Source organism: Floridaenema fluviatile BLCC-F154 (assembly GCF_041929135.1).
In the GTDB taxonomy this organism is placed as follows: domain Bacteria; phylum Cyanobacteriota; class Cyanobacteriia; order Cyanobacteriales; family Aerosakkonemataceae; genus Floridanema; species Floridanema fluviatile.
On record NZ_JBHFNS010000092.1, the window covers coordinates 149,926 to 175,264 of the forward strand.

A 25,339-nucleotide genomic window follows, 5' to 3' on the forward strand; every position below is an offset into this window, starting at 1 on the left:
AATCAAGCTAGCGACAGTTACACCATTATTAAAAACTAAAATAATCTTATCAATTATGTCTAAGTCCTTTAGTGCGATCGCTTAATCCTGATAGTCTTGTTCCTAAGCATTCGTTTCAATTGTCGTTATCCAAAAATCAACATGGAACCAAAATTTGAAAAACCTGCTGACAAAGCTGAAAAGCCCACCAATCCAACTCCTCCAGAACCAGAACAGATTAAGAAAAAAGAGGAGAAAGTCGCACCCCCACCACCGGAAGATGCAGAGGTAAAAACAGAAGTCGCATCTCCACCCCCGCCTAAACCTGCGGAAGATTTAAGTGTCAAAGCAGAAATGACACCCCCTACACCTCCTACAACCCCTACACCCCCTACACCTCCTACACCACAACCAACAATGCAAACTCCTAAACCACCCACACCGCCCACACCACCCGCACCCCCAGCGGAAACCCCAAAACCATTAGAATTTGAAATATCCGAAGAACCTGTAGCAGAGGATTTTACAGCTAACGCCCAAAATCAATTGCAACAAATCGGTAAACAATTTGCGGAATTACTCGATCGCTTACCTGATTCTGTGGGCAATTTCTACAGAGATTATCAACGACCTTTAACAGTTGTTGCTGGGATTATCGCCATTATAATTGGCTTAAAATTACTCTCAGGCGTACTCGATACTTTCAACGAAATTCCCTTCTTTGAACCTTTCTTCCAGCTAATTGGTATTATCTACTCCGGTTGGTTTGTTTACCGCTACTTACTAAATGCTGGTAGCCGCCAAGAACTCTGGCAAATAATTGATGATTATAAAGCCCAGGTTTTTGGTAATAAAAAGCCGTAGATTTTTAGTAGTAGAGACGTTTCTTGAAACGTCTCTACAATCGGTTTTACTACTGTAAACGCCAAATTCTAATGCTAGTATCTTTAGCGCCACTACCACCTGTTACTAGTGTTTTGCCATCGGGACTAAAAGCTACTGATTCGACTTTATCGGCGTGTCCGGCGAGACTTTGTAAAACATTGCCATTGCTGAGATCCCAAATTTTGATTTGACTAGATCGATCGCCGCTAGCGAGAGTTTTACCATCGGGATTAAAAGTTACGGAAAAAACTGGACTTTCATCTTTAAAAGTGTTGAGTAATTTTCCATTTTCGGTATTCCAAATTTTAATTGCGCCGTCGTGAGAACTACTCGCTAATGTTTTACCATCGGGACTAAAAGCAACTGACCAAACTGCATAATTACTGTGTCCGGTGAGATTTCGCAGTTGTTTTCCGTTGCTAATATCCCAAAGTTTTACGGTTAAATCTTGATTACCACTGGCGATCGTTTTGCCATCAGGACTAATCGCAACTGATAAAATCATCCCCGCATTAGGACGCAAAGTTCGCTGTAAATTTCCCGTTCTGGCATTCCAAATTCTAATTGTACCATCGCCACTTCCACTAACTAAAGTTCTGCCATCGGGACTAATAGCTACTGAATAAATTCCGCCAGCATGACCGGAAATTGTTCTTTGCAATTTTCCGGTTTTTAAATCCCAGATTTTGATGGTGCGATCGCTACTTCCACTCACCAAACTTTTCCCATCTTTACTAATAGCTACTGATAAAACTGGCGCTGTATGTCCCGAAAGAGTTCTTTGTAATTCACCAGCTGGCAAATTCCAAACTTTAATTGTTTTATCGCTACTCCCAGTAACTAAAGTTTGACCATCAGGAGTAATAGCAATACTCTTAACTCCGCCGGAATGCTGAGAAATCGTTTTTGCTAACGTAAAATCTCTAGACGCAGTTTCTTGAGCAATTACAGTATTAGCAATCGCAGTCAATTCTGTCGCTTCTATCTGAGGATAGATTTTGATTGGCACTACTGTCAAGATTAGTAAAAAGACACTAAATAAAGACCAATTTTGCTGCTTGCGGAAACTCATTGTTAAGGAAATTTGGGGAAGGAAACGCATATTTTCACTCCTAAAAGACAAACAAAAGCAGTTTAGTAAATTTTGTGGTTCGCTCAGATATCTGTTACCCTAAAAACAGTGGAAAAAGCGCCAAACAGATGCAAAATGACTAAAGATATGCAACGGGAATTTACTAACCGCGATCGATTAGTTGCTTACCTCAAAGAGCAATTTCCCGAAGCAGCAGCACAAGATGAATATATTAGCGAAACATTGGGTGGAAGGAAAGCAGCCCAGAAAATCCTAGACAAAATTGAGCCAGTAAGTTACGCTAAATCGCGCAATTTCCTAACTGGTGCTGTCACCAAGCTTTCACCTTATATTCGTTATGGCGTACTTAGTTTAGCAGAAGTGCGTGATACTGTTTTAGGGAAAGCGCAAAATCAAGATGATGCTACCAAATTAATTACTGAGTTGGGTTGGCGAGACTATTGGCAAAGATTATACGCTGAATTGGGAGAGAAAATTTGGCACGATCGAGAACCTTACAAAACTGGTTATAGTGTAGAAGATTATGCAGATACTCTTTCAAAAGATATTATTTCGGGAAGTACAGGTTTAGTTTGTATCGATAATTTTAGTTGGGATTTGCGATCGACTGGCTATTTACACAATCACGCCAGAATGTGGTTAGCAGCTTATATTGTCCATTGGCGACGCATTCGCTGGCAAGTTGGCGCAAAGTGGTTTTTATCACATTTATTAGATGGAGATCCTGCTAGTAATAATCTTTCTTGGCAATGGATTGCTAGTACTTTTAGTCATAAGCCATACTTTTTTAATCGGGAAAATTTAGAACGCTACACCGAAGGTGTTTATTGTCGTCAATGTCCTTTGTATGGCAAATGCGATTTTGAGGGAAGTTATGAGGAGTTGGAAAAGCGTTTGTTTCCTCAAGCTGCACCTTTGGAAAATCGCAGCGGGAGTCAAAGTTGGCAAAAGGGAAAACGCCGGGGTTGAAAGTGTTTTTTTACCACAGATGTCCACAGATGAACACAGATTAACACAGATGGTATATCTATGTTATCTGTTTTTGCCGGGGCTATTTTTTAGTACGCAGATGAATGCAGATGAACGCAGATGTTTTAGATTAATTATGGTTGAGAGATGACTAAAATTATTTGGATACATGATGATTGTTTGAGTCCGAAAAATCCCGCTTTACTACAATTTCCTGATGCACCAGCTATTTGGATTTGGGATGAGGATTTACTTGAAGAATGGCAAATTAGTTTGAAGCGAATTACTTTTATTTATGAATGTTTGTTAGAGTTACCTGTGGTGATTCGTCGCGGTAATGTGGCAAATGAGGTGTTAGCTTTTGCCAAAGAACATTATGCTGATACTGTGGTGACTGCGGAAAGTCCTAGTCCGAGATTTAAAGAGATTTGTGGGGAAATTGAGCAAGATTTGAGTTTGTTGGTGGTGGCGATCGATCCTTTTTTAGATTATGACGGTTACATTGATTTAAAACGGTTTTCCCGCTATTGGAAAGTCGCCCAAAAATATGTGTTTAAATGAAAGTTGAATGGAATATTTTGGAGCGATAAACCTATTTCAAAAATTAACTCTCCCTTACTATTAAATTCGCCTGAAATCATATTCTGCCACAGGTTCCTGTTTCATTTAGACGCATAACCAGAGTCTTGGTATGAGGATACTTTTCACGAGTTTTTTGTAGTGCAACCATTTCATCTGCGTCTATAAAATAGTCTCCACTCTCTGGCTCAATCACAATAAACCAATCGTAATGATCCTTAATTAGTTCTGGTTTTACTCTTTCAAAAATTACGCGACAGCGTTGAGCAAATACCTCACTCTCGGCGCGTCGTTTGGCTTTTTCTTCGGGGGATAATTGACGTTCGGGAAATACTCTTCCTCGACGCGGAGTTTGATTTTCAGATAGCTGAGTCATTTTTTGTTAAGCTCAATAAACAATTAATGTTTATTTGTTATTATAAATCAGATTAAGCTCATGTACGTTGTTGCGCTTCAGCGCCCTTCTTATCAAGAGCAAAAGATCGCTGAAGCACAACAACGTACTTAATGTCAGAAAATACCAAAGTTGTGGCTAGGCTTAAGGGAAAATATCTGTTAACTTTTTAAAATGCTGATTTTTTGGGACAAAATCTCAGGAGATCGATCGCATTTCACCACAATTTTAGGAAAAAGCATGGAAACACTCAAAGGAAGAGATTTATTAAGCTTAGCAGACCTTAGCCCAGAAGAACTACTACAACTTTTGGATCTCGCTACACAAATGAAAGCTAAAAAGGTAAATATTCGCTGTAATAAAGTCTTGGGGTTACTCTTTTCCAAAGCTTCCACTAGAACTAGGGTAAGTTTTACAGTAGCGATGTACCAACTAGGAGGACAAGTAATCGATCTTAATCCTAATGTTACTCAAGTTAGTCGTGGCGAACCATTGCAAGATACGGCGAGAGTTTTGGATCGATATTTGGATATCTTAGCAATTAGAACTTTTGAACAAAAGGATTTACAAGCTTTTGCTGATTATGCGAAAATTCCGGTAATTAATGCTTTAACTGACCTGGAACATCCTTGTCAAGTTTTGGCAGATTTATTAACCGCCCAAGAATGTTTTGCTAAGCTCGAAGGTTTAACTTTGACTTATCTTGGAGATGGGAATAATATGGCTAATTCCCTAATGTTAGGTTGTGCGATGACGGGAATGAATGTGAGAATTGCTTCGCCAACAGATTACCAACCAGACTCTAATATAGTAGAAAAAGCGAAGGCAATTGCAGGCGATCGCACTGAAGTTACAATTACCACAGATCCCATTGCTGCTACTAAAGGTGCAAACGTGATTTACACAGATGTTTGGGCTAGCATGGGTCAAGAAGCGGAAGCTGATAACAGAATTCCCATTTTTCAACCTTATCAGGTAAATGAAGAACTCTTGAGTGTGGCTGATAAAAATGCGATTGTTTTACATTGTTTACCTGCTCATCGTGGCGAAGAAATTACAGATGCAGTGATGGAAGGTTCTCAGTCAAGAATTTGGGATCAAGCTGAAAATCGAATGCACGCTCAAAAAGCTTTATTAGCTAGTCTACTCGGCGCTGATTAATCTCCCGTAGGGTGCGTCAGATACCACAATGCCTGGTGAATCACAAGAATTTTTCGCCTCTGACGCACCCTACAACTAACGCACCATTTCCTAATCTTTTCGATCAAATACTGGACAAAAAGGGGTTTTTAATAGTACGAATGTTCTAGAAGGTAAATTTTTGAGTGATGAATCGATCGCTCACAACTGCTCAAAAACTTTTTAGAACACTTACCCGGAATTCTACTATGGAAACCCTCACAGAAGCGCAACAAGAACTTTACGACTGGCTAGTGGAATACATCAATCAGCATCATTATGCCCCGTCAATTAGGCAAATGATGCGAGCGATGAATTTAAAATCCCCTGCACCTGTGCAAAGTCGCTTAGATCATTTGCGAGAGAAAGGATATATTACCTGGACAGATGGCAAAGCTCGAACTTACAGAATTTTACGATCGCCAACAGAAACCGAACCTACTAGTAGCGTACCAATTTTAGGCGCGATCGCCGCAGGTGGATTAGTAGAACCTTACACCGACAGCGTGGAAAAACTCGACCTTGCCAACACATTACCGCCAAAAACATTCGCTTTAAGAGTAATCGGCGACAGCATGATTGACGATCATATTACTGACGGAGATTTAGTAATCATGTACCCCGTTGCTGAACCTGACAAAGTGAAGAATGGCACCATTGTTGCAGCGAGAGTGGAAGGACATGGTACAACTTTAAAACGCTTTTATCGCAGAAGCGATCGTGTCATCCTCAAACCCGCAAATGTCAAATATCAACCCATCGAAGCACCAGCAGAAGAAGTTCAACTCCAAGGAACATTATTCGGCGTTTGGCGCAACTATTAGGGGCACCAGGGGCACCAGGGGCAGAAATTGTAAAAATTCTCCCCTTGCCCCTTTTCTCCCCTTCTTTAAGAGTTTTTAAGCTCATTTCGTTTCCTTTCCTGGTAGCCAGTTTTCATCGAGTAGCTCATCAATTGTATAAGGGCATTCTGAGGGGAACTCGACAGAGTTTTGAGTTTTTATCTTTACAGCTTTAAGTGCTTTCTGATAGATCCGTTCTAACTCTTTTTCTAGGTAATTACGAAGCGTAGTCGTCAATCTTTCATTCAATTCAGAGCGGAAATTATAAATCTCTTCCTGCCAATGAACGGAATTATTTTCGGATTCGCTTGTCCAATATTGCAGTAGTAGCAAATGCCTGAGCAACTGATTCAAAAAACTAACTACGGCGTGTTTTTTCTCACTACCCAAATCTTCTAACTCCTCAATTAAATTCTCTAAATCTAAAGCCTTAAATTGCTTATTTTTTAGTAATTCTATGGTTGACTCTAACCAGAGATAATCATCTGTTTCGTAAAGAGTTTTTAAATCGATAACGCTCATGGAGCCTCCTTGTTCTACTAATTAAGATGCCTTTCTCTGTGGGATTCAATTTTTTCTTTTTCCCTTTTAATTTGACTTAATCTTCTCTCTCACTCGTACCTGATTTTATCCCAATAACCTGGGATAAGCTGTTACGCATTTAAAAGTCATATTGTAGGGTGCGTCAGATTTAGATATTTTCCTTTCTACATAGGCTTTACCGTCTGACGCACCCTACTCGTTAATAAGTGATTTAAATGCGTAACAGCTTATACAGGGTTAAATTTTTTACCTATCCCAAGTTATCGGGATATGCTAAAGAACTGTTGTGCATCATCCTAATTACCTACCCAGTTCCTTTTTGTGCGAAGATAGCTCAAAGTTTAGAGGAGTTACTTAGTTAATTGTGAAATCAGTTTCGTCTTTTCTCAAAGTTTTCCAGAGTCGCAAAATGGCGGCTCTTTTGTTATTGGGATTTTCTTCCGGGTTGCCTTTTTTGTTACCGAGAAGCAACTTACAAGCTTGGATGACTGTAGAAAAAGTTAATTTAGGCGCAATTGGGTTGTTTGCTTTGGTAAATTTACCTTATTCTCTGAAGTTTTTGTGGTCGCCTATTCTCGATCGCTATATCCCGCCATTTTTGGGGCGAAGACGTGGTTGGTTGCTGATTACTCAAGTAGCTTTAATTTTAGCGATCGCTGCTCTCTACTTCCAAAAACCCGGTCAAGCTTTACAACTTCTCGCCATTAATGCTGTCTTAATTGCCTTTTTTGGCGCTACTCAAGATATCGCTGCTGATGCTTACCGCACCGACGTTTTAGAAAAACTGGAAATGGGTGCAGGTGCAGCTGTTTTTGTTTTAGGTTATCGTCTGGCGCTTTTAGCTACAGGTTCGATCGCTTTTATTCTCGCCGACAGCATCCCCTGGCCTTCAGTTTTTCTGTTCATGTCCCTCCTCATGCTCATCGGTGTAATCGCCTCATTCTTCGCTCCAGAGCCACCAGAAGACGAAAATCGACCCGAAACTTTAAGGGAAGCAGTTGTTTTACCTTTCGGAGATTATTTCTACCGACACGGCTTACTTTTAGGTCTTGTAATTTTGCTATTTATCATCCTTTATAGTCTTGGTGACGCATTTCTGAGCAGTCTTTCCACTCCTTTTTTAATCAAAATTGGTTTCGCCCAAAAAGAAATAGGTGCAATTCGTGGCGGAATGGGTTTAATTGCTACTATTGTGGGAACATTAACCGGAGGAGCAATTCTCAGTAAAATCGGGATTAATCGCTCTTTGTGGATATTTGGTTTCCTCCAAGCTTTAAGTAATATCGGTTATTTTGCTCTCGCCCAAGCTGGAAAAAATTACCCGCTTTTAGTGTTGAGTATTAACGTAGAAAACTTTTGTGGAGGACTTGCGGCAGCAGGTTTTGTGGCTTTTTTAATGAGCCTTTGTAACCAACGTTTTTCGGCGACGCAATATGCTTTGCTTACTAGTTTTATGGCTGTTAGTCGAGATCTTTTGGTTGCACCTTCGGGGTTTTTAGCAGTAAGAACAGGTTGGCCTGTATTTTTCTTAATTAGTATTTTCGCTGCTATACCCGGATTATTGCTGTTACCAATAGTCGCACCTTGGAATCCTCGACCTCAACCAATGCCTAGACCTGGATTAGATGAAAGCGAAAATTTGGATCTCTGAACTGATAATTGAGTTAATTAGTAGGGTGCGTCAGATACTCAAACTTTGATTGTGTCGATCGAATTTTCTGGTCTGACGCACCCTACAATTAAGTGTAAAATAAAGATTGGGAAACTTCTCAGAAAACTATCTTTTTGCAGAAACCAAACAATTCTAAATTATGGCTATCTTTCGTCAGTACATTGCTCCTTTTTTAATTTTGTTAGTGTTTTTAGTAGCTTTAGTAGCTGTGAGTTCGCGCATCTTTTTACCCGCAGACATGGCAGCACCCGCGCCAGTTGAAGAGGTTATTTCTCCTGGTGGGGAACAGGCTTGAGGATTGAAGAATTTAATTGTTGTAAGCTGTTACGCATTTAAAAGTCATATTGTAGGGTGCGTCAGATTTAGATATTTTCCTTTCTACATAGGCTTTACCGTCTGACGCACCCTACTCGTTAATAAGTGATTTAAATGCGTAACAGCTTACCAGATGGATTCTACTTGTTCGGCGAGTTGTTGGAGTTGTTGGGTGGTGGAGGTTGATTCAGGGGTGTGATTTAACAGGATGGTGACGTGACCGAGTTTTCTGCCGGGGCGGGATTCGGTTTTTCCGTACCAGAGGAGGTGGCAGTTGGGGATTTGGGCGATTTTTTGGCGTTTTTCTTGGTAGTCGCTGTGGGAATGTTCGTATCCCAAAAGGTTGACCATTACTGCTGCGTCGCATTTTAGGGCGGGATTGCCTAATGGTAAACCGCTGACGCTTCTCAGGTGCATTTCAAATTGGGATGTGTAGCTGGCATCGATGGTGAAGTGCCCGGAGTTGTGTGTTCTGGGGGCGATTTCGTTAACTAATATTTTGCCGTTGGTGGTGAGGAATAGTTCGATGCCGAATAGACCGATCGCTTGTAGACTTTCTAGTAGGGTGTGTGCGATCGATTCTACCTGTAATTGTACTCCGGGATCGATATCTGCTGGTACTAAAACTCGCCGACAAACTTGATCTTCTTGTTGCGTTTCGACAACTGGATAAGTAACAATTTCTCCATCAACAGAACGGGCAGCAATCACAGCTAATTCTTTACTAAAGGGAACAAATTCTTCCAATAAAACCGGAGTTTCTCCGATTTTTTCTAAGGTCGCTTCTAAGGATTGTCGATCTTTTAAAATGAATGTTCCCTGACCATCATACCCATGTCTTCTTACTTTCAAAACCACCGGAAATCCCGGTGAAAAATCCTCTCCCAATCCCCAATCACCAGTCCCCAGTCCCTCATTCCTTTCTGGTGCTACAAACTGAGGAACTGGCAATCCAATATCTCTGAGATAACAACGTTGGTGGTATTTATCGAGTAAAGGTGCTAAAACTTCTAATCTAGGACGAAAGCAGATACCTTTTGCTTGTAGGGGCATCAAAGCTTCGAGGTTGATAAACTCATTCTCGAAGGTAATTACATCACATTTTTCTGCTAATAATGCTGTGGCAGCTGCGTCGTCAATTGGTGCCAAAATAGTTTCTGATGCTATGGCGGCAGCTGGGTCTGTTGCTTGGGGAGTTTGCACTATTAGTTCAATATCTAATGCTTTGGCGGCATCTCCCATCATCCAAGCTAATTGTCCCCCACCAATTACGCCAACCCGTTTAATGCTGTTCATTGCTGATTTTTCTCGATCGCTAATTATCGGTCATTGGTAATTCCATCACCCAACACCTAATCACCATTATGAAACAAATTTGGTTGTTTATAGTTAGTAATATTTACCGCTTGATTGTCAGGTTAATTTCGCGACTAACGGGCAGAGGTGCGGGAAAATTTGCCACTATTTTACCGAAAGGTCAGCATTATTTGGTAAAAAATTATTGCGGTCTTTATAATTTTTATGTTGATACTACTTATCCGATCGAATCTTCTGTTTGGCTTGGTGGTATTTATGACATAGTGACAACTAGGTTTTTACGTAAAGTTATCCGTCCGGGTGATGTTTTTTTGGATGTTGGTGCTAATTGTGGCGCTTTAACTTTAGTAGCTGCGAGTTTAATTGGTGATGGGAAAATTTATGCTTTTGAACCTGGGGCGGCGATTCGCGATCGTTTGCAAACAAATATCGAGGCAAATGAAGAATTAAAAGAACGAGTTAAAGTAATACCTTTGGGTTTAGGATTAACTAAAAGTCAACTTTTTTACCATGAAGACGAGAATTACAGAGGTAACGGTTCGCTGCATATTAGTTATGGTATTCCGGTAGAAATCGTCTCTTTAGATGAGTGGGTATTACAGGAAAATCTTAACAGAATCGATGTAATTAAAATTGATGTGGAAGGGATGGAATACGATGTGCTTTTGGGTGGAAAGGCAACTTTGGAAAAGTTCCGTCCGCTAATTTATTTTGAAACAATTGAGTTATTTTATCCAGAGAAACAGCATAAAATTCGAGATATTTACGAATTTCTCGCTAGTTTGGGATATCAGATTGTTAGACCAACATCACCTCACTTAGAAGTGAATTTTGCTGGTAATTATCCGGCAAATTCTGTAGCAGTTCCGGCGAGTAAATTCGATCGTTTAAAAATCCAATCAGCCAGGTTCAACGACAACCTAAAGACTCACGAGTAGAAACTCCAGTTTGAGAATTTACCCCCGTCGCTACTTGGCAAAGTTCTCTAATTTGTCCGCCATCTAACAGCGCATCTGTGAAGTCTGCACCAGCGATATTAGTATTTTGAAAAGTGGAACCTAACAAAATCGATTCGACTAAGACAGCATCGCTTAAATCAGCATCAGTAAGATTAGCTTGATCGAGCATTGCATAAGTTAAATCGGCGGCGTGTAAGTTCGCTTTGGTGATTACTGACGCACTCATCACTGCGCCACGTAAGTCAGCATTAGCAAAGTTGGTTTGGTTGAGATTGGCGTTGGAAAATTCGGCTGCGGATAATGTTTGCCCAGAAAAATCTCGCCCAAAAAGTTGAGCATTACTAAATGATAAAGGAGGGGCGTATTTTGTTGCTGCTTGGGCTGGTAAAGCCGAGAAATAGAGAGTTAACGCCAGGAGAAATGTTACCAATTGTCGGAAAATCATAAAAAAACAGTTTAATCACCGAGGTTTTTGTTCACTTTTATAGAATACAGTATTTAAGCTTCATTTTTAAACCAGATTTATTTTGGTTTGGCTAATTGAAAAGCTAATTTTTTTGGCTGAATAATTCGTCGCTCATCTATCTTATTGCTGAAAATTTTTGTACTTCTTTCTCAGGTAACATCAAGAGAAATAATAATCTCTAACTTCGGCGTTACGATCTGCTTTTTAGAATTGCCTAACCTGGAAACATAAGAAAAGAAATTCACGATCGCTAAGTAAGGAGTAACTAATTCATGGCTACTAAACTCTTTAAATCTAATCTTTTTTCCATTGGTGTAGTATCTGCTATTTCTGCGGCTGGACTATTGTTTGGTGGACTGGAAGCGAAGGCGCAAACTACTGATTCAAATCGCATGAATCAGATGGATCAAAATCGAATGACTCAGCCATATCCAAATAATCCAACACCTGCTGCACCGCTTTCTCCATCTACTGTTGAACCATCACAAAATATCACACCTTCAACACCTTCAACGCCTTCAACAACCACTACATCCCCTACAACTACCACATCTCCTATTGGTCAATATTCGCCTAATCAAGCTCCTCTTTTGACGGTAGGTAGTCAAGGTCAAGCTGTAAGAGATTTGCAATCTTTCTTGAGTCAACGGGGATATTATGATTATGCCGTTGATGGTATTTATGGATCTCGCACACAAGCTGCGGTAAGAGAGTTTCAACAATCACAAAATTTGTCGATCGATGGTATTGTTGGGCGACAAACTTGGGATGCAATGCTTAATAGTGGAAATGTGGGTAGGACTAATCAATTTTAGTAACGGAATTTAGCAATTAAGTCCTAGATGTTGCGAATAAGTTGGGAGTCGGCGGAATGCCGACTTCTGGCTTTTCAATTTTTATTGATTATATTAGGGAAAAATTTCGTATACTCAAGTAAGAGTGTCCGGCTTGCTTTAGTGTTTATTATGATTCGCGTAAGTACATTTGATGAGGTGATTGGTAGTCATAATAAAGCTTTAGAATGTAGGCCAGATGACTATCGCTCATGGTATAGGCGAGGTAATAAGTTGCGAATTATGGGCAGATATTACGATGCAGTTGCTAGTTATGAAAAGGCGATCGAGCGCCAACCGAAAGATTATCGAGCATGGTATCAACGAGGTAATGCTTTAGATGATTTAGGGCGCTATGAAGAAGCGATCGCATCTTACAATGAATCGTTGAATTTGTATGCCAAAGATTACTGGGTTTGGTATTGGCGGGGTCATGCTTTACGCAAAATGGAACGTTTTGCAGAGGCGCTTGATTCTTATAACCAAGCTTTAGAATTGAAGCCAAATGATTATTGGGCTTTTTATAATCGCGGTCATGTTTTGCGGGAGTTGCATCAGTTTGATGAGGCGATCGCATCTTACGATCGAGCGATGAAGATTCGGGAAAATGATTATTGGTGTTTGTATTGGCGGGGTGATTGTTTACGACATTTGGGGCGGGATAAGGAGGCGATCGCTAGTTTTAATAAAGCCCTAAAAAGTAAACCCCAAGATTTTTGGACTTGGTTGCGTCGAGGAGATGCGTTACGCTGTTTGGGGAGATTTCAAAGTGCGATCGCTAGTTACAATAAAGCTTTAGAAGTGCAACCGAAAGACGATCGTGCTTTGTACTATAAAGCTGGTTGTTGTGCGAAACTAAGAAAGGTTGAGTTAGCGGTGGAGAGTTTGGGGAGGGCGATCGATCTTTACCCAGAAAAGTATCTTCAACTAGCTCGAACTGATGCTTATTTTGACTCAATTCGCGGTTATCAAGAATTTGAAGCTTTACTGCAATAAAACTGAGAAAATTCAACAATTGGAGTTAATGGAAAATGCCGATTATTCGCGTGCCAAAATCCTGGGAAATTCCTGAGAATGAAGTTACACCAGAAGCCGCTTTTTATAATCGGCGACGCTTTCTTAAAACGCTGTTAGGTGCTGGTTTAGGTACAAGTATTTTGCCAATTGTGGGTTGTCAGCAGTCTTCTTCAGCAGAAAATGTTGAGTTAGAAAAAACTCTGGATAAACCCAAGTTAACGGGAGTTAAATTGAATTCGGCTTTTGCGGAGGTCGATCGACCAATTACCAACGAAAAATTAGCCGGACAATACAACAATTTCTACGAGTTTGGCAGCGGTAAATCAATTTGGCAAGCCGCCCAAGCGATACCTACAGATAATTGGAAAGTCGAAGTAACAGGATTAGTGAAAAATCCCCAAACTTATGACTTAGATGATTTACAGAAAAAGTTCAATTTACAAGAAAGGATTTACCGTTTTCGCTGCGTAGAAGCTTGGTCAATGGCAATTCCTTGGATTGGTTTTCCCATGCGAGATATTATCGCCGCAGTTGAACCAACATCCCAAGCAAAATTTGTTCGATTTACTTCTTATTACGATCCAAAAGTTACTTATGGCCCGCTTTTAACCTTGGGTAAAAAGTTACCTTGGCCCTATCAAGAAGGTTTACGAATTGAAGAAATGGCGAATGATTTAGCGTTTTTTGCTGTTGGCGTTTACGGTCATTTGTTGCCCGATCAACATGGTGCGCCAATTCGGGCGGTGTTGCCTTGGAAGTATGGGTTTAAGGGCGCAAAATCAATTGTAAAAGTTGAATTTTTGGACAAGCAACCTGCTACTTATTGGAATACTTTAGTGCCAAATGAATATGATTTTGAGGCGAATGTAAATCCGACAAAACCTCATCCTCGTTGGTCACAAGCGACCGAGAAATTTGTCGGGAAAGGGCCGGGTTTTGCTTGGGAAAGAAAGGAAACTCTTCCTTATAATGGTTATGGGGAATATGTGGGGAGTTTGTATGTTTGATCCCCCCTAACCCCCCTCAATAAGGGGGGAACAGGATTCAAAGTCCCTCTGATTAAGGGGGATTTAGTTGTAATTAGGAGTAATAATATGAATTCACAAATGAAGTTATTGGATGTGGTAGCATTGCTAGAAGATTTACCAGAATTAGGTTTATATCGGGGTCAGGTAGGGACAATTGTGGAAGTGTATGAACCAGGGGTTTTTGAGGTTGAATTTAGTGATTTAAACGGTCGGGCTTACGCTATAGAAACTCTGAATGCTAGTCAATTAATGCTTTTACATTATCAAAGTTTGTCTGAAGAAATGTTAGTTCAAACTTGAGGATGTTACCTTTTTCCCAAAGGCGCATCTAATTTGGTGGATACTTCTAAAAGCAGAGGTTAGAATTGGGAAAAGGTGCAGTTGCTACCTAATTCCAAATAGAATAAAATCTGTGTTTGACGCAATTATCAAGTTCTACCAAGAGCACAAAGAAACTTGGAATTTAAACCTGATGATCACGAAGCTTGGCACAATCGGGGTGTTGCGTTGGTTAATTTAGGTAAATGGGAAGAGGCGATTGATTCTTATGATAAAGCCATAGAATTGAAACCTGATGACCACAAAGCCTTTTATAGTAAAGCTTGTTGTTATGCTTTACAAAATAATGCCAATTTAGCAATTCAGAACTTGGAACAAGCAATTAATTTGAATACTGACGAATACCAAAAAATGGCAAAAACTGACACAAATTTTGACAGCATTCGGAATGATGCAGGGTTTCAAGCTTTGATGCAAGAATAGAAGAAATTTTTAACCGCAGATGAACGCAGATAAACGCAGATAAATACAACTAAAAGGTGTCACCATGATTGCTTCACCACAACCCTCTTACTTCACCCCTGAAGAATACCTCGAAATGGAGGAAAAAAGCCCGATCAAACATGAATATATTGATGGGCAAATTTATGCAATGGCAGGTGCAAGCGATTCTCATGTTACTATTGCCCTTAACCTTGCTGCAATTCTCCGCACCCATGTCCGAGGTTCAGGTTGTCGCGTTTATATTGCTGATATGAAAGCGCGAATTGAATCTTTAAATCGCTTCTATTATCCTGATGTTATGGTGACTTGCGATGAACGAGACAAGCAAACACCAAATCATAAACGATTTCCCTGCTTAATTGTCGAAGTTTTATCTGACTCTACAGAAGCTTTTGATAGAGGCGATAAATTTGTAGATTACCAACAGTTAGAAAGTCTGCAAGAATACGTTTTAATTAACACCAAGCGCCAGCGAGTTGAATGCTTTCGTCGCAACAACGAAGGACTTTGGGTGTTACAGTTTTATACACCTGAACAACAAATATTTCAACTGAAAAGTGTTAACTTTGAAGGAACTTTAGCCGCACTATACGAAGACGTAACTTTTGAATGATAGAGATTACCTAAATGTTTGCTACAAATGTAAAAATCTTATTTACTCTTATTTCCTCAAAGGCAAACTAACAGTAAAAGTCGTCCCCACCCCTACTTCACTCTTCAAATTAATACTTCCACCATGCAACTCGACACACTTTTTCACCACTACAAGTCCTAACCCCGTTCCTGGGATATTCCGCACATTTTTTCCCCTGTGAAATGGTTCAAATAATTGTTTTTGATCTGCTTCGGAAATGCCAATTCCTCGATCGCGAATTCGCAAAATAGTATTATTTCCGTCGCACTCTAAACTAAAATAAATATTACCACCTTGGGGAGAATACTTAATTGCATTAGAAAGCAGATTTGATAAAATTGATTTGAGCAATTTTTCATCTAAATAAGCACGACTACATTCCCCCACACTTGTAAATTTAATTTGATGATTTGCACCTTGACTTAAACGGATTTCTTCAAGAAGATTCAAACACAAATTCTCTAAATTTAAAAACTGTGGTTTAAATTCTAACTTCCCAGTTTCAGCACGATTAATAGTTAAAATATCATCCAATAATTGAATCATGGTTTTTACAGAGGATTGAATTCTGTTTAAATTCCTCGTAATTTTCTCATTTTGATCTGATTGATTACTGCTATTTTCTAATAGTTGCGCTGCTGCTAAAATTGTACTTAAAGGTGTGCGAAATTCATGGGATGCCATTGAGAAAAAGCGCACTTTTAAAGCACTAAGTTCTTTCTCTCTTTCCAAGGCGAGGCGAATTTCATCTAAACGTTTGCGTTCGGTAATATCGCGAGAATTGACAAAGATTCTGGTTGTTTCTGCATAGTCTACAAAATTCTGACTAATTGCTTCAAAAATTCGCCAAGTTCCGTCTTTGTGACGACGACGAAATTCTATAGATAACCCAGTTCCCGGATTTTGAATTGTATTAGTAAAAGTTCTTAAAGTATTAGTAACATCATCTGGATGAATGTATTCAAAAATCTTCTTTCCTACTAAATCCACAGAAGCGTAACCTAACACTTTTTCCACTGATGGACTTTCGTAACTGATAGTACCATCAGCATCAATAATAGTGATAATATCTAAAGCATTCTCAATCAAAGATCGGAATCTTTCTTCACTTCTCCGTAATGCTTCTTCTGCTTCTTTTCTTTCCGTAATATCTCGCTGTACAGAAATCCAATGCGTGTACCAACCTGTTTTATCTGCAATCGGAACAACGCTAAATTCTACCCAAAATTCTGAACCATCTTTGCGATAATTAATAACTTCAACTGTTACTGAATCCCAGCGAGAAAGCGCCTCTCTAACTTTGTTTAATTCTGTGCGATCGGTTTTTGCACCGTGAAGAATTCGCGGGTTTTTTCCTAACACTTCTTCTGATGTATATCCAGTCATATTAGTAAATGCTTTGTTCGCATAAATGATCCGGGGTCCAGGTTCATCAATTGGTGCTGCTTCGGTGATTAAAACTGCGTCATTGGTGTTAACAACTACTGACTGAAGTAAGCGTAATTCTTCTTCTTGGCGCTTTTGTTCAGTGATGTCTGCAACTACCGCAACTAAACCGCTAACGTTACCTTCGCTGTCTTTTAAAGGTGCAGCAGAAAAGCTAATATCTATTGGTGTTCCGTCTTTTTTCTGGCGGCGTAATTCGCCTGTATAATGAATTGTTCCTTGTAATACGCTTTCTTTTAATGACTGGAATTCTTCGATTTTATCTTCGGGAACAATGGGATTTGGTCGATCGCAAACTTCCGCCTCTGTCCACCCAAAAATTCTTTCCGCAGCTGGATTCCAAATTTTCACGTTACCATCTAAATCTAAGGTAAAAATGGCGCGAGGAGATGCAAAAATTAATGCCCGTAAGGTATAATTTGTATGGCGCAATGCTTCGTTCGCTAATGCTAATTCTTCTGTGCGTTGTTGGACGCGAAGTTCTAAGTCGGCGTTGAGTTCTTGCAGTTGTTCGTAAAGTTCTGATTGTTGAATTGCGATCGCTACCTGTGTCGCCAATTGTTTCATTAACTCTACTTCTGATGCCTCCCATTGTCGAGGGCCACTACAATGATGTGCAATCAGTAATCCCCAAAGGTTTTCCCCTTGTAAAATCGGAACAACTAACTTTGCTTTCACGCCAAATTGTTTGACAAATTCTACTAAACAAGGTTCAATGTCCGATTTTTCAATATCAGTAATGGCGCGAGTTTTACCTTTTGAGTAAGCTTGATGATACTCTTTCGGAAATACTTCTTCGGGAAAAGATTGTCCTAAAATTAAAGGCCATTCTGGTAATACTGTCTCGGTAATTGCTGTACCTGTTCCATCAAACCAGAGGCGGTAAATTAGAACGCGATCGCATCCCAAAAATTGCCTAACTTCCGCTACAGTTGTGACTAATACTTCTTCTAAGTTTAACGATTCCCGAATATGGTGAGCAATTTGGGTGACTAATCTTTCTCTCTCTGTCTGTTGGCGCAGCACTATTTCTGTTTGTCGCCGCTTGCTAATTTCTCGGTTTAATAAGTAGTATGCTGCTAGTAAAATTAAGATGTTGATTAAGAGGATGATTAAAAGCATTTTGGTTGATTTCGAGAGTTTTAAATTTTAAAAACCGCAGAGACGCAGAGGACGCAGAGGGAAGAAAGAGCGATCAACAATTATCTGTGTTCGTCTGCGTACTAAAAGAGAACTCCGGCAAAAACAGATAACATTTATATACTATCTCTGGCAAAAATTCCTAGACTTTTTGTATCAATACTTTATTCTATAATACGAAATTCCCACCCCAAAAAGGAGTGGGATAGTTAATTTTCACTTCATCAGTTCCATGAGTGTAGGAGTTTAACGTAGTCGATGGAAGCTATCGGAAAAGATGTTTTTAACCGCAGATGAACGCAGATGTTGGCGAAGCCTTCCCGTAGGGTACGCAGATATACAGATGAATTTTAGATTTTGATTTTGATTTTAGCAGATTGCCAATTTTCTAAGGCAGTTTGACAACGTAATTTGACAATTCGATCGCCTTGTTGGGCTAATGCTTCTGTTAAAATTGCCTGAGTTTCTGGAGTAGCAATTTCTTCTAACGAGACGATCGCAGCATAACGCAATGCCCAATCTTCAACGTTAGATAATGCCCAATTTAGTTTTTCGATGCAACGATCGATCGCGGAAATATCATTTGTTGTCCTACCAATTTTTCCTAATCCTCTCGCCGCCATTCTTCTCACGTTTCCTTGACAGTGATTGGCAACTTCTATCCCCACAACTTCAATTAATAAATCCAGGGCACGAATATCACCAATTCTTGCTAATACTTGGATGATAAAACCTTGAATTCCGTGATCTTTACATTTTAAAAATGCCTTGATTAAAGGTTCTACTGTTTCATTTCCAATTTGTACTAATGATTCTACCGCTATTGCTGAAATGGCTGGGTGGTTATAGTATAGTTTGTCAATTAAAGAGGCGATCGCTTCCCCACGAACTACACTAACTTCCCGATTTTCTGGTAGTAGCAATCGATCGATCGCACCCAACAAAAAGCTTTTTCCTTCACCAGATGTCCCATTCTCTGCTTCATCTGCCAGCAAAGCTTCTAAAATTCGCCGCAAATTCAACAACTTTAAACTATCAGCAACCTTCGCAGAAATTATCGCTTCTGCTGCGGTTAAATGTCCGATCGCACCCAAATCAAAAGCCGCTGCCCACCGCAAATACATATTATCATGATTCAGATTGTGGATTAACTTTTCTAAATATTGGGGCTCCTGAGTTAATAAATAAAGATATCTCGCTGCGGCACATTGTACCCGTTCCGATTTATCCTGTAAAAAAGGTTCAACTAAATCCCGAACTGACCAAGCTTCTAATGTTCCTAAAGCTTCAATTATTGCCTCAAAAGGTTGCTCAGAATTAGATCTCAAAAGATTAATTAAAGCGGGAATTGCTTGTTTATCTCCGATCGCTGCGATCGCCTGTACCACCGCTTCCCTTAAATTCAAATCTTCACAATCTAAAGCTATTACTAAATCAGGCAAAACTTCAGGATTTTTTAACTGTCCTAATGCCCTCGCCGCTTGTCTTCTTAAAGGATATCCACCCTGTTCAGTACGATACCTTTCATCCCGCAAAGCTGCACATAAAAAAGGACAAGCTGACTGCACTTTATGTTTACCTAACCACCAAGCAGCATAATAACGAGTTTGATTATCATCTCCGGTTAAAGCTGCGATCGCACTTTCCGCCGAATTAATTGGTTCAGTCGCGTAAGTAGTAGTCATAAAAATCGTTTTTTATTATTAGGAACTAGGGATTGGGTACTGGGAACTGGGGGAAAAGGAAGGGGAAATAAGAGCAGGTTTCGTTGTTAATTCTGTTGCTTTAAGCGCAAAATTATCTGCTAAACCTGCCCCTGCAATTCAAAACTTTCTTCCCAGTACCCAGTCCCCAATCCCCAATCACCAATTACTAAGCAGGTGAAATACTAACGATTTTCCCGCCCCGCTTATGGATTTCTTGATATTTTTCTGACAATTGATCGAAAGGTACAGTATAAACTTGGCGACTGCGACGCACCGCAACTTTTGTACCAACTCCGCCCACAATTGCCTCGATCAAATATACGCGAGCATCTCCTCTGTTAGGAGCACTGCGTAAAGTTCCCCCACCGCTAATAGCACTTTTAGTAGTAACTGACGGTAGAGTAATCGCATTTGGCAAATTCATAGAAATTCGCAGCCGCAGTTTGGAATCCTTGGCTCCATACTGAGCATTATCGCTATTTCCATTTCCCCGATATAGGTTAAACAAACGGTTAAAACCTACAGTTTTCTGCCCTGCAATTGATTGGAATCCCCGATAGAAAGGAACGGTATAATCACCAAAAGCGGCATCATATTCCGGGCTATAAATGTAAGAATCAATCTCTGCTTCATAGCCCTGAGAAGCGTAAATATCAACGTGATAAGCAATCTCTGATTGGTCGTAAGGCGCACGTCCCAATAAGTGCTTATAATTCAATTCAATGAACCGCACTTGGGATTTGTTGTAGAAAAAACGCTCTTTGTAAAATTCCGATTTGGCTAAAATCGTAATAAATTGCCGCACGTTAATGCTGCCATTTCTTAACAAAGCTTCGGCGCTGGAAAATATCCCGCTGGTGTAAACTCTTTCCCGCCCAAAAACGTGCTCGTAAGCGGCGCGAAAAACTTGTTGTAAATCGTCTTCTGTCCAATTGCGGCGCAGTTCAAATTTCTTCCCAACTGCGCCGCTAATGCCTAAGCGATCTTCCGTTAAAAGACTCATGTTTTCTGCTCCATTAAAAAACGTTTTTGTCATTGGTCAATTGTCATTTGTCCTTTGTTATTTGTCATTCCTGAATTAATCACTAATAACAAATAACTAATGACAAACAACTAATGACCAATGACTAAGAACGAGTTAGCTTAGTGCGTTGATTGCGTAGTTGAGATAAATGTTGGCTTCACCTGCGGTATCGCCAGACAAACCATGATTATCGCGAACGAATTCTAATGCGGCAACGTACCAGCTGGGAGACAATCCCAAAGCAGCGTTGAATTCTTTCACGCCAGCTAATACATATTCATCGATCGGCCCAGTACCACCGACAACACAGCAGTAGCTAATAGTACGTAAGTAATGGTCAATATCACGTACACACTTGTTTTTGCCTTCTTGGGTAGAAGCGTATTGTGGCCCTTGCATTTGAGTTGTGTAAGGGAACTTCTGATACACATGGTTAGCAGCTGCTTCTGCCCACTTTTTGCCATTATTATTAAATGCTTTGGCGGCTTCTAGTCCAGCACGAGCACGGTTAAAGCGACCGAAAATCGCTTGCATTTCGGTGTTGCTGAGGTAAGCGCCGCGAGAATCTGCTGCTGCAATTGCTTCTGTGATCGGGGTCTTCATGATATCTTTTTTCTCCTCAATGCTTTGATTAAGCTGTGGTGTAATCTGAGGTTGTAACTTAAATTCGACATTGTGCAAGATGGCAGATTTGCTTAGCTTCTGCCTTCTGCCTTTTTACTAGGCAACTGCGCCAGCGGCTCGATCGAAATAACCAGCCAATTCGGACATTAATGCGCTGCAATCTCCTCTGGTAATGCCATTGGAATCGTTAGCAATTTGAATTGCCGCATCTTTCATTTTTTGGATGCCTTTAGCAACTGTATTGCCGGGAGTTCCCAACGCTTGATAGGTTTCGCGTAAACCATTTAAGCAACGGTCATCCATTGCACTGGCATCGCCCGCTAGTACGGAGTAGGTGACATAGCGTAAAATAAATCCTAAGTCACGAATGCAAGCAGCTTGATTGCGGTGATGGAAGCAAGCACCACCAGGACCAAATACTTGGGGTTCTTCTGCAACTAATGCACGATAAGCATTAGCAGTAATGGTGGAAGCGTTGCTGGTGAGGCGGTTAACTACGTCCAAACGTTTGTTGCTTTCGGCAACCATGTTGGACAAAGCATTTACTTGATCGTCGCTTAGGTAAGCGCCTTTCTTATCAGCTTGATCAACTACTCTGGAGAAAGCGTCGAGCATTTTCTTAAATCTCCTAAGTTGCTTAGGTTTTATAAATTGCGGCTGTCAAAAGTTCAGCTTGCATTGAACGTTACAGTTCAAAAGTAAAAAAATTGGTGAAGAAATGGTAAAGAAATCGGAAAGATTGTAACGAATTGAGTAATTTGTTACAAACTGAAACAATAACTTCAGTTATTATGACAGCCTTTTGTAAAAAATCTTAACTTTTGTTGCGAATGTTTAGCTAAAATAATGTCTGCTAAAAAGGGTAAGATTTTCTCAACAGTCGAACTCTTGCTCCCAGAAGCTTATTCATTTTGATGAAAAAATTTTGTGCTTATGAGGATTCTTCTGGTTGAAGATGATTTCCGCCTTGCAGAAACATTAGCGGAAGCACTGACAGATCAACGCTATGTGGTTGATGTGGTGAGTGATGGGGAATCAGGATGGGAACAAGTCAAGGTGCTGAACTATGACTTGATGCTTTTAGATTTGATGTTGCCAGAGTTGGATGGGGTGAGTCTTTGTCATCGTTTGCGATCGCACGGTTACAATATGCCAGTACTCATGCTCACCGCTTGCGATACCGTCACCGACAAAATTAATGGTTTAGATGCGGGTGCCGATGATTACGTTGTGAAACCCGTAGATTTAGGCGAATTATTTGCTAGAGTTCGCGCTTTATTGCGTCGCGGAAATTCCTGTTCTCCGCCAATTTTAGAATGGGAAAACCTCCGTTTAGATCCCAGCACTTACGAAGTGAATTATGCAGATAAACCTCTACATTTAACCCCCAAAGAATACAGTTTATTAGAATTATTGCTCAGAAGCGGTCGCCGTGTCCTCAGTCGCAGCGTGATTATTGAAAACATTTGGTCTTTGGAAGCACCCCCAGAAGAAGATACAGTAAAAGTGCATCTTCGGAGTTTACGACAAAAGTTAAAAGCTGCGGGTGCGCCAGAAAATTTAATCGAAACAGTTCACGGCATGGGTTATCGTTTGCGCCAATTAACCTAAATTAATCAGATATTCCAAAATTAGCAACCGCAAATAATCTAACATCCGAATATAAGTTTTTGTCTTCTTATATTCTGCGTTTGTTGTTAAGTAGAAGTTAGCGATCGCCCCCAGATCAAACACCCGCATAACTTTTAATTGCTCAATTGCTTCTTGCTCATTTTTTGTTAATTCATCTATGTATCTAATTAATACTGTGCTTAATAAAAGATAGATCGACTCCGCCAAAATTTGTCACCAAAGCCACATTTAAGTTTTCTAAAGACTGCACTAACCAACGCAAATCTTCTACAGTTTGCGATTCATAGTAACTAAATAGAATCGAAAATCTTCTTTCTAAAAGAGGCTTTACTTTGTTGTTAAGCAAAGCTATTTTTAATAATAGTCCAATGGTTCTCCGGGGACCAAGGTTAGCAACCAAATCGAGAAATAGATAATAGTTCGGATGTTCGGGACTTTCTACCAAAAAGTTGAATAGTTCCCCACAAGTCTCCATAATTAAAACTTCATTTAATTTCTGCGAGTCTTTTTCCGGGAATAAGTTTTTTAAGTGTTGATAAAGTCGATTATTAAATTGATGTTTGCCATACTTCGGATCGACTGAATCAATTAGGTATTCGTACAGGTAAGATTTAAATCCTCGGTAGTTTTGATTTTTGCTATTTTGTGAGAGAAAATCTTGGGCCAAGTCTCGATAAGTATAGGAGTCTTTGACATTACCGACGAATTCTTGTAAGGCAAGGTAAAGTTTTTCATCAGTTAATAAGGTAGGATTTTTAACTGGTTTAATCACTTTATCCCCGATTTCTGAATCAATTCTTTTGGCAGTTTTAAGATGCCTTAAAAGATAAAGTGTATATTGAGATAACCCCACCTCGAATTGTTTTCGTCTCTGTTCCTGAATTTCGCGAACGGTTTCTTTTTGTAGAGAAGAGTTTTCACCTTCAAGCAAACAATGATCGTATAAAAAGGGATAGCGACAAATTAATTGTCCTAATGGATATTTGGCTTCTTGGTTAACTGTGGTAATTTTGGGTGCGAACGCGGGAACTAAACGCCGCAAGACTTTATACTCTTCGCTTTGAGTAAAATTATTGGTTAATTCTTGCAACCTTTGGACTACGAGAGAACGGGTTGCTATTCCGGTAAATCTAGTGGATGAGTTTTCAAATAGTTCGATTAATTCGGCGATCGCATTTCTATTTCTCGGCTGTATTTGCCAACGGTTAATTAAAATGTAGCAGCAACGACTAATAATGTAATTAAACTCTTGCTGATTCTCTAAGTTAGCAATTATTTTATATAAAGCAGCTTCGATATCCATTTCAGGATAACCAATACCATCAATAAATAGCTGGTGAAAGCGTTCGATAATTTGTGCTGGTGATTCATGCTGAACGCAGTTAATTAAGTGATCGTATATTACTTCTTCATTGAGGTTTTTCATCTGTTGATTATTCTGGTTTTCTGTTAATTCTAGATTTTGACTTAATTTTTTGGTGCTTGCCCTGAGATAAAACTTCCTAATTCAGCAGATTTTACTGATGTGATTCTAAGATTAAGTAAAGGTTGGACAATTATCTAAGAATCATGACAAATTTCTGGACAATGCTTTAGTTTGTCCCATGCTTCTTAGGTACTAATTATACAACTTTTGCGAAGAATTTGAATAGTTTTGCTTGATTTGCTTAAGCAGAATTATGTAGTTATTGCACCCATAAAATAACCATAACATCTATTGGATTGGTTAGCAAATAAATAATTTAATCATGGCGACAATATCAGTTCTGTCTTAGAGCCACAAGGTTTTGCGCTCATTGTCTACCAATAATACTGCATCTAAGTTAGGCAGAAAGTACGTAAGTATAAAAAAATAGATGGTGTAATTTTTACGTAAAAAACCCTTATCCTTAATTATGAAGAATCTGTAATTTTAAATTAAAAAAGTTGTAAACTTTATCAGATGCCCTGAATAATGAAGATAATTGTTTTTGACAAAGTGAATTAGGAGTAGATATGTCACTGTTAGAACTAATTCTTTTGTTGGTAATTGCGGCGATTTGCGGTAGCGTGGGACAAACCTTAGTTGGTTACTCGGCAGGTGGTTGCTTAATTTCCATAATTGTGGGGATTATCGGTGCTTACATTGGAATATGGGTAGCAAATGAATTTAGTTTACCTGTACTCTATACTTTAAATATTGGGGGCAAACCTTTTCCGATTATTTGGTCAATTATCGGTTCAGCAATTTTTGCAGCTGTGCTGGCGCTAATTAATAAATTGCTTAGAGGAAATAGGTAA

General features: G+C 39.7%; 28 protein-coding genes. 16 read left to right on the forward strand and 12 right to left on the reverse strand.

Annotation, left to right across the window (positions count from 1 at the left end; translation table 11 throughout):
* The first annotated feature begins 141 nt into the window (after window positions 1–141).
* Complete coding sequence (locus ACE1B6_RS26300; RefSeq protein ID WP_413260251.1) at window positions 142–843, forward strand: CAAD domain-containing protein; 702 nt, start codon at window positions 142–144, stop codon at window positions 841–843.
* Window positions 844–892: 49 nt separating this feature from the next.
* Here the strand turns inward: ACE1B6_RS26300 and ACE1B6_RS26305 are convergent, their stop codons facing one another.
* On the reverse strand, window positions 893–1,966 hold the full coding sequence (locus ACE1B6_RS26305; RefSeq protein ID WP_413260252.1) for a WD40 repeat domain-containing protein: 1,074 nt from the start codon (window positions 1,964–1,966) through the stop codon (window positions 893–895).
* A 105-nt stretch (window positions 1,967–2,071) separates the two neighbouring features.
* Here ACE1B6_RS26305 and ACE1B6_RS26310 point away from each other — a divergent pair, with 105 nt between their 5' ends.
* Window positions 2,072–2,926, forward strand: a complete 855-nt coding sequence (locus tag ACE1B6_RS26310; protein WP_413260253.1) for an FAD-binding domain-containing protein — start codon at window positions 2,072–2,074, stop codon at window positions 2,924–2,926.
* Window positions 2,927–3,073: 147 nt separating this feature from the next.
* The gene (locus tag ACE1B6_RS26315; RefSeq protein WP_413260254.1) at window positions 3,074–3,487 is read left to right on the forward strand and encodes a hypothetical protein; all 414 of its coding nucleotides are present in this window, start codon (window positions 3,074–3,076) and stop codon (window positions 3,485–3,487) included.
* Window positions 3,488–3,563: 76 nt separating this feature from the next.
* Here the strand turns inward: ACE1B6_RS26315 and ACE1B6_RS26320 are convergent, their stop codons facing one another.
* Window positions 3,564–3,881, reverse strand: a complete 318-nt coding sequence (locus ACE1B6_RS26320; RefSeq protein ID WP_413260255.1) for a hypothetical protein — start codon at window positions 3,879–3,881, stop codon at window positions 3,564–3,566.
* Between the two features lie 258 nt (window positions 3,882–4,139).
* On the opposite strand from ACE1B6_RS26320, the gene argF reads away from it, so the two are divergent.
* Both argF and lexA read left to right on the forward strand, forming a co-directional pair.
* Window positions 4,140–5,060, forward strand: coding sequence for an ornithine carbamoyltransferase (gene argF, locus ACE1B6_RS26325; protein ID WP_413260381.1), 921 nt, complete (start codon window positions 4,140–4,142; stop codon window positions 5,058–5,060).
* 227 nt (window positions 5,061–5,287) lie between these two features.
* Window positions 5,288–5,902: a transcriptional repressor LexA gene (lexA, locus tag ACE1B6_RS26330; RefSeq protein ID WP_413260256.1), complete on the forward strand. Its 615-nt coding sequence runs from the start codon at window positions 5,288–5,290 to the stop codon at window positions 5,900–5,902.
* Between the two features lie 81 nt (window positions 5,903–5,983).
* Here the strand turns inward: lexA and ACE1B6_RS26335 are convergent, their stop codons facing one another.
* Window positions 5,984–6,442, reverse strand: a complete 459-nt coding sequence (locus tag ACE1B6_RS26335) for a DUF29 domain-containing protein (RefSeq protein WP_413260257.1) — start codon at window positions 6,440–6,442, stop codon at window positions 5,984–5,986.
* A 385-nt stretch (window positions 6,443–6,827) separates the two neighbouring features.
* Between ACE1B6_RS26335 and ACE1B6_RS26340 the strand changes: the two genes are divergently transcribed.
* On the forward strand, window positions 6,828–8,114 hold the full coding sequence (locus ACE1B6_RS26340) for an AmpG family muropeptide MFS transporter (RefSeq protein ID WP_413260258.1): 1,287 nt from the start codon (window positions 6,828–6,830) through the stop codon (window positions 8,112–8,114).
* Window positions 8,115–8,274: 160 nt separating this feature from the next.
* A complete protein-coding gene (locus ACE1B6_RS26345) occupies window positions 8,275–8,430 on the forward strand; it encodes a hypothetical protein (protein WP_413260259.1) in 156 nt (51 codons plus the stop codon).
* Between the two features lie 146 nt (window positions 8,431–8,576).
* Here the strand turns inward: ACE1B6_RS26345 and ACE1B6_RS26350 are convergent, their stop codons facing one another.
* A complete protein-coding gene (locus ACE1B6_RS26350; protein ID WP_459563106.1) occupies window positions 8,577–9,737 on the reverse strand; it encodes a 5-(carboxyamino)imidazole ribonucleotide synthase in 1,161 nt (386 codons plus the stop codon).
* 77 nt (window positions 9,738–9,814) lie between these two features.
* Here ACE1B6_RS26350 and ACE1B6_RS26355 point away from each other — a divergent pair, with 77 nt between their 5' ends.
* On the forward strand, window positions 9,815–10,705 hold the full coding sequence (locus ACE1B6_RS26355; protein ID WP_413260261.1) for an FkbM family methyltransferase: 891 nt from the start codon (window positions 9,815–9,817) through the stop codon (window positions 10,703–10,705).
* Here ACE1B6_RS26355 and ACE1B6_RS26360 read toward each other — a convergent pair.
* Complete coding sequence (locus ACE1B6_RS26360) at window positions 10,677–11,171, reverse strand: pentapeptide repeat-containing protein (RefSeq protein ID WP_413260262.1); 495 nt, start codon at window positions 11,169–11,171, stop codon at window positions 10,677–10,679. The genes ACE1B6_RS26355 and ACE1B6_RS26360 overlap by 29 nt on opposite strands.
* Before the next feature lie 293 nt (window positions 11,172–11,464).
* On the opposite strand from ACE1B6_RS26360, the gene ACE1B6_RS26365 reads away from it, so the two are divergent.
* From ACE1B6_RS26365 to ACE1B6_RS26390, 6 genes are all read left to right on the forward strand, one after another.
* Window positions 11,465–12,007 (forward strand): peptidoglycan-binding domain-containing protein, encoded by a 543-nt coding sequence (locus tag ACE1B6_RS26365; protein WP_413260263.1) that lies wholly within the window; start codon window positions 11,465–11,467, stop codon window positions 12,005–12,007.
* Between the two features lie 150 nt (window positions 12,008–12,157).
* Window positions 12,158–13,021 (forward strand): tetratricopeptide repeat protein, encoded by an 864-nt coding sequence (locus ACE1B6_RS26370; protein ID WP_413260264.1) that lies wholly within the window; start codon window positions 12,158–12,160, stop codon window positions 13,019–13,021.
* A 35-nt stretch (window positions 13,022–13,056) separates the two neighbouring features.
* Window positions 13,057–14,049 carry a protein-methionine-sulfoxide reductase catalytic subunit MsrP gene (gene msrP / locus ACE1B6_RS26375; RefSeq protein ID WP_413260265.1) on the forward strand — a complete coding sequence of 331 codons (993 nt, stop codon included), beginning with the start codon at window positions 13,057–13,059 and terminating at the stop codon, window positions 14,047–14,049.
* A gap of 99 nt (window positions 14,050–14,148) precedes the next feature.
* Window positions 14,149–14,370, forward strand: coding sequence for a DUF4926 domain-containing protein (locus tag ACE1B6_RS26380; RefSeq protein ID WP_459563107.1), 222 nt, complete (start codon window positions 14,149–14,151; stop codon window positions 14,368–14,370).
* 156 nt (window positions 14,371–14,526) lie between these two features.
* Entirely contained in the window at window positions 14,527–14,832 is a 306-nt protein-coding gene (locus ACE1B6_RS26385) for a TPR end-of-group domain-containing protein (RefSeq protein WP_413260267.1), read from the forward strand.
* A gap of 64 nt (window positions 14,833–14,896) precedes the next feature.
* Window positions 14,897–15,466 (forward strand): Uma2 family endonuclease, encoded by a 570-nt coding sequence (locus ACE1B6_RS26390; RefSeq protein ID WP_413260268.1) that lies wholly within the window; start codon window positions 14,897–14,899, stop codon window positions 15,464–15,466.
* 48 nt (window positions 15,467–15,514) lie between these two features.
* Here the strand turns inward: ACE1B6_RS26390 and ACE1B6_RS26395 are convergent, their stop codons facing one another.
* The 5 genes from ACE1B6_RS26395 to ACE1B6_RS26415 form a co-directional block, all read right to left on the reverse strand.
* Window positions 15,515–18,055 (reverse strand): PAS domain S-box protein, encoded by a 2,541-nt coding sequence (locus ACE1B6_RS26395; RefSeq protein WP_413260269.1) that lies wholly within the window; start codon window positions 18,053–18,055, stop codon window positions 15,515–15,517.
* A 368-nt stretch (window positions 18,056–18,423) separates the two neighbouring features.
* The gene (locus ACE1B6_RS26400; protein WP_413260270.1) at window positions 18,424–19,758 is read right to left on the reverse strand and encodes a HEAT repeat domain-containing protein; all 1,335 of its coding nucleotides are present in this window, start codon (window positions 19,756–19,758) and stop codon (window positions 18,424–18,426) included.
* A 187-nt stretch (window positions 19,759–19,945) separates the two neighbouring features.
* Window positions 19,946–20,782 carry a phycobilisome rod-core linker polypeptide gene (locus ACE1B6_RS26405; protein WP_459563108.1) on the reverse strand — a complete coding sequence of 279 codons (837 nt, stop codon included), beginning with the start codon at window positions 20,780–20,782 and terminating at the stop codon, window positions 19,946–19,948.
* Window positions 20,783–20,917: 135 nt separating this feature from the next.
* Complete coding sequence (locus ACE1B6_RS26410) at window positions 20,918–21,406, reverse strand: globin family protein (protein ID WP_413260272.1); 489 nt, start codon at window positions 21,404–21,406, stop codon at window positions 20,918–20,920.
* A gap of 117 nt (window positions 21,407–21,523) precedes the next feature.
* Window positions 21,524–22,042, reverse strand: a complete 519-nt coding sequence (locus ACE1B6_RS26415; RefSeq protein WP_413260273.1) for a phycocyanin subunit beta — start codon at window positions 22,040–22,042, stop codon at window positions 21,524–21,526.
* Window positions 22,043–22,360: 318 nt separating this feature from the next.
* On the opposite strand from ACE1B6_RS26415, the gene ACE1B6_RS26420 reads away from it, so the two are divergent.
* Complete coding sequence (locus ACE1B6_RS26420) at window positions 22,361–23,038, forward strand: response regulator transcription factor (RefSeq protein WP_413260274.1); 678 nt, start codon at window positions 22,361–22,363, stop codon at window positions 23,036–23,038.
* Here the strand turns inward: ACE1B6_RS26420 and ACE1B6_RS26425 are convergent.
* Together ACE1B6_RS26425 and ACE1B6_RS26430 are read right to left on the reverse strand one after the other, a co-directional pair.
* Window positions 23,030–23,266, reverse strand: coding sequence for a hypothetical protein (locus ACE1B6_RS26425; RefSeq protein ID WP_413260275.1), 237 nt, complete (start codon window positions 23,264–23,266; stop codon window positions 23,030–23,032). The two genes, ACE1B6_RS26420 and ACE1B6_RS26425, sit on opposite strands and share 9 nt — an antisense overlap.
* Entirely contained in the window at window positions 23,223–24,485 is a 1,263-nt protein-coding gene (locus tag ACE1B6_RS26430) for a hypothetical protein (RefSeq protein ID WP_413260276.1), read from the reverse strand. Before ACE1B6_RS26430 ends, ACE1B6_RS26425 begins: the two co-directional genes overlap by 44 nt.
* Before the next feature lie 569 nt (window positions 24,486–25,054).
* Here ACE1B6_RS26430 and ACE1B6_RS26435 point away from each other — a divergent pair.
* Window positions 25,055–25,339 carry a hypothetical protein gene (locus ACE1B6_RS26435; RefSeq protein WP_413260277.1) on the forward strand — a complete coding sequence of 95 codons (285 nt, stop codon included), beginning with the start codon at window positions 25,055–25,057 and terminating at the stop codon, window positions 25,337–25,339.

Excerpts from the sequence above, each read along its gene's own strand:
- ACE1B6_RS26300 (WP_413260251.1), top strand. The coding sequence starts at position 142 with ATGGAACCAAAATTTGAAAAACCTGCTGACAAAGCTGAAAAGCCCACC.
- ACE1B6_RS26305 (WP_413260252.1), bottom strand. The coding sequence starts at position 1,966 with ATGCGTTTCCTTCCCCAAATTTCCTTAACAATGAGTTTCCGCAAGCAG.
- ACE1B6_RS26310 (WP_413260253.1), top strand. The coding sequence starts at position 2,072 with ATGACTAAAGATATGCAACGGGAATTTACTAACCGCGATCGATTAGTT.
- ACE1B6_RS26315 (WP_413260254.1), top strand. The coding sequence starts at position 3,074 with ATGACTAAAATTATTTGGATACATGATGATTGTTTGAGTCCGAAAAAT.
- ACE1B6_RS26320 (WP_413260255.1), bottom strand. The coding sequence starts at position 3,881 with ATGACTCAGCTATCTGAAAATCAAACTCCGCGTCGAGGAAGAGTATTT.
- argF (WP_413260381.1), top strand. The coding sequence starts at position 4,140 with ATGGAAACACTCAAAGGAAGAGATTTATTAAGCTTAGCAGACCTTAGC.
- lexA (WP_413260256.1), top strand. The coding sequence starts at position 5,288 with ATGGAAACCCTCACAGAAGCGCAACAAGAACTTTACGACTGGCTAGTG.
- ACE1B6_RS26335 (WP_413260257.1), bottom strand. The coding sequence starts at position 6,442 with ATGAGCGTTATCGATTTAAAAACTCTTTACGAAACAGATGATTATCTC.
- ACE1B6_RS26345 (WP_413260259.1), top strand. The coding sequence starts at position 8,275 with ATGGCTATCTTTCGTCAGTACATTGCTCCTTTTTTAATTTTGTTAGTG.
- ACE1B6_RS26355 (WP_413260261.1), top strand. The coding sequence starts at position 9,815 with ATGAAACAAATTTGGTTGTTTATAGTTAGTAATATTTACCGCTTGATT.
- ACE1B6_RS26360 (WP_413260262.1), bottom strand. The coding sequence starts at position 11,171 with ATGATTTTCCGACAATTGGTAACATTTCTCCTGGCGTTAACTCTCTAT.
- ACE1B6_RS26365 (WP_413260263.1), top strand. The coding sequence starts at position 11,465 with ATGGCTACTAAACTCTTTAAATCTAATCTTTTTTCCATTGGTGTAGTA.
- ACE1B6_RS26370 (WP_413260264.1), top strand. The coding sequence starts at position 12,158 with ATGATTCGCGTAAGTACATTTGATGAGGTGATTGGTAGTCATAATAAA.
- msrP (WP_413260265.1), top strand. The coding sequence starts at position 13,057 with ATGCCGATTATTCGCGTGCCAAAATCCTGGGAAATTCCTGAGAATGAA.
- ACE1B6_RS26380 (WP_459563107.1), top strand. The coding sequence starts at position 14,149 with ATGAAGTTATTGGATGTGGTAGCATTGCTAGAAGATTTACCAGAATTA.
- ACE1B6_RS26390 (WP_413260268.1), top strand. The coding sequence starts at position 14,897 with ATGATTGCTTCACCACAACCCTCTTACTTCACCCCTGAAGAATACCTC.
- ACE1B6_RS26395 (WP_413260269.1), bottom strand. The coding sequence starts at position 18,055 with ATGCTTTTAATCATCCTCTTAATCAACATCTTAATTTTACTAGCAGCA.
- ACE1B6_RS26400 (WP_413260270.1), bottom strand. The coding sequence starts at position 19,758 with ATGACTACTACTTACGCGACTGAACCAATTAATTCGGCGGAAAGTGCG.
- ACE1B6_RS26405 (WP_459563108.1), bottom strand. The coding sequence starts at position 20,782 with ATGAGTCTTTTAACGGAAGATCGCTTAGGCATTAGCGGCGCAGTTGGG.
- ACE1B6_RS26410 (WP_413260272.1), bottom strand. The coding sequence starts at position 21,406 with ATGAAGACCCCGATCACAGAAGCAATTGCAGCAGCAGATTCTCGCGGC.
- ACE1B6_RS26415 (WP_413260273.1), bottom strand. The coding sequence starts at position 22,042 with ATGCTCGACGCTTTCTCCAGAGTAGTTGATCAAGCTGATAAGAAAGGC.
- ACE1B6_RS26420 (WP_413260274.1), top strand. The coding sequence starts at position 22,361 with ATGAGGATTCTTCTGGTTGAAGATGATTTCCGCCTTGCAGAAACATTA.
- ACE1B6_RS26430 (WP_413260276.1), bottom strand. The coding sequence starts at position 24,485 with ATGAAAAACCTCAATGAAGAAGTAATATACGATCACTTAATTAACTGC.
- ACE1B6_RS26435 (WP_413260277.1), top strand. The coding sequence starts at position 25,055 with ATGTCACTGTTAGAACTAATTCTTTTGTTGGTAATTGCGGCGATTTGC.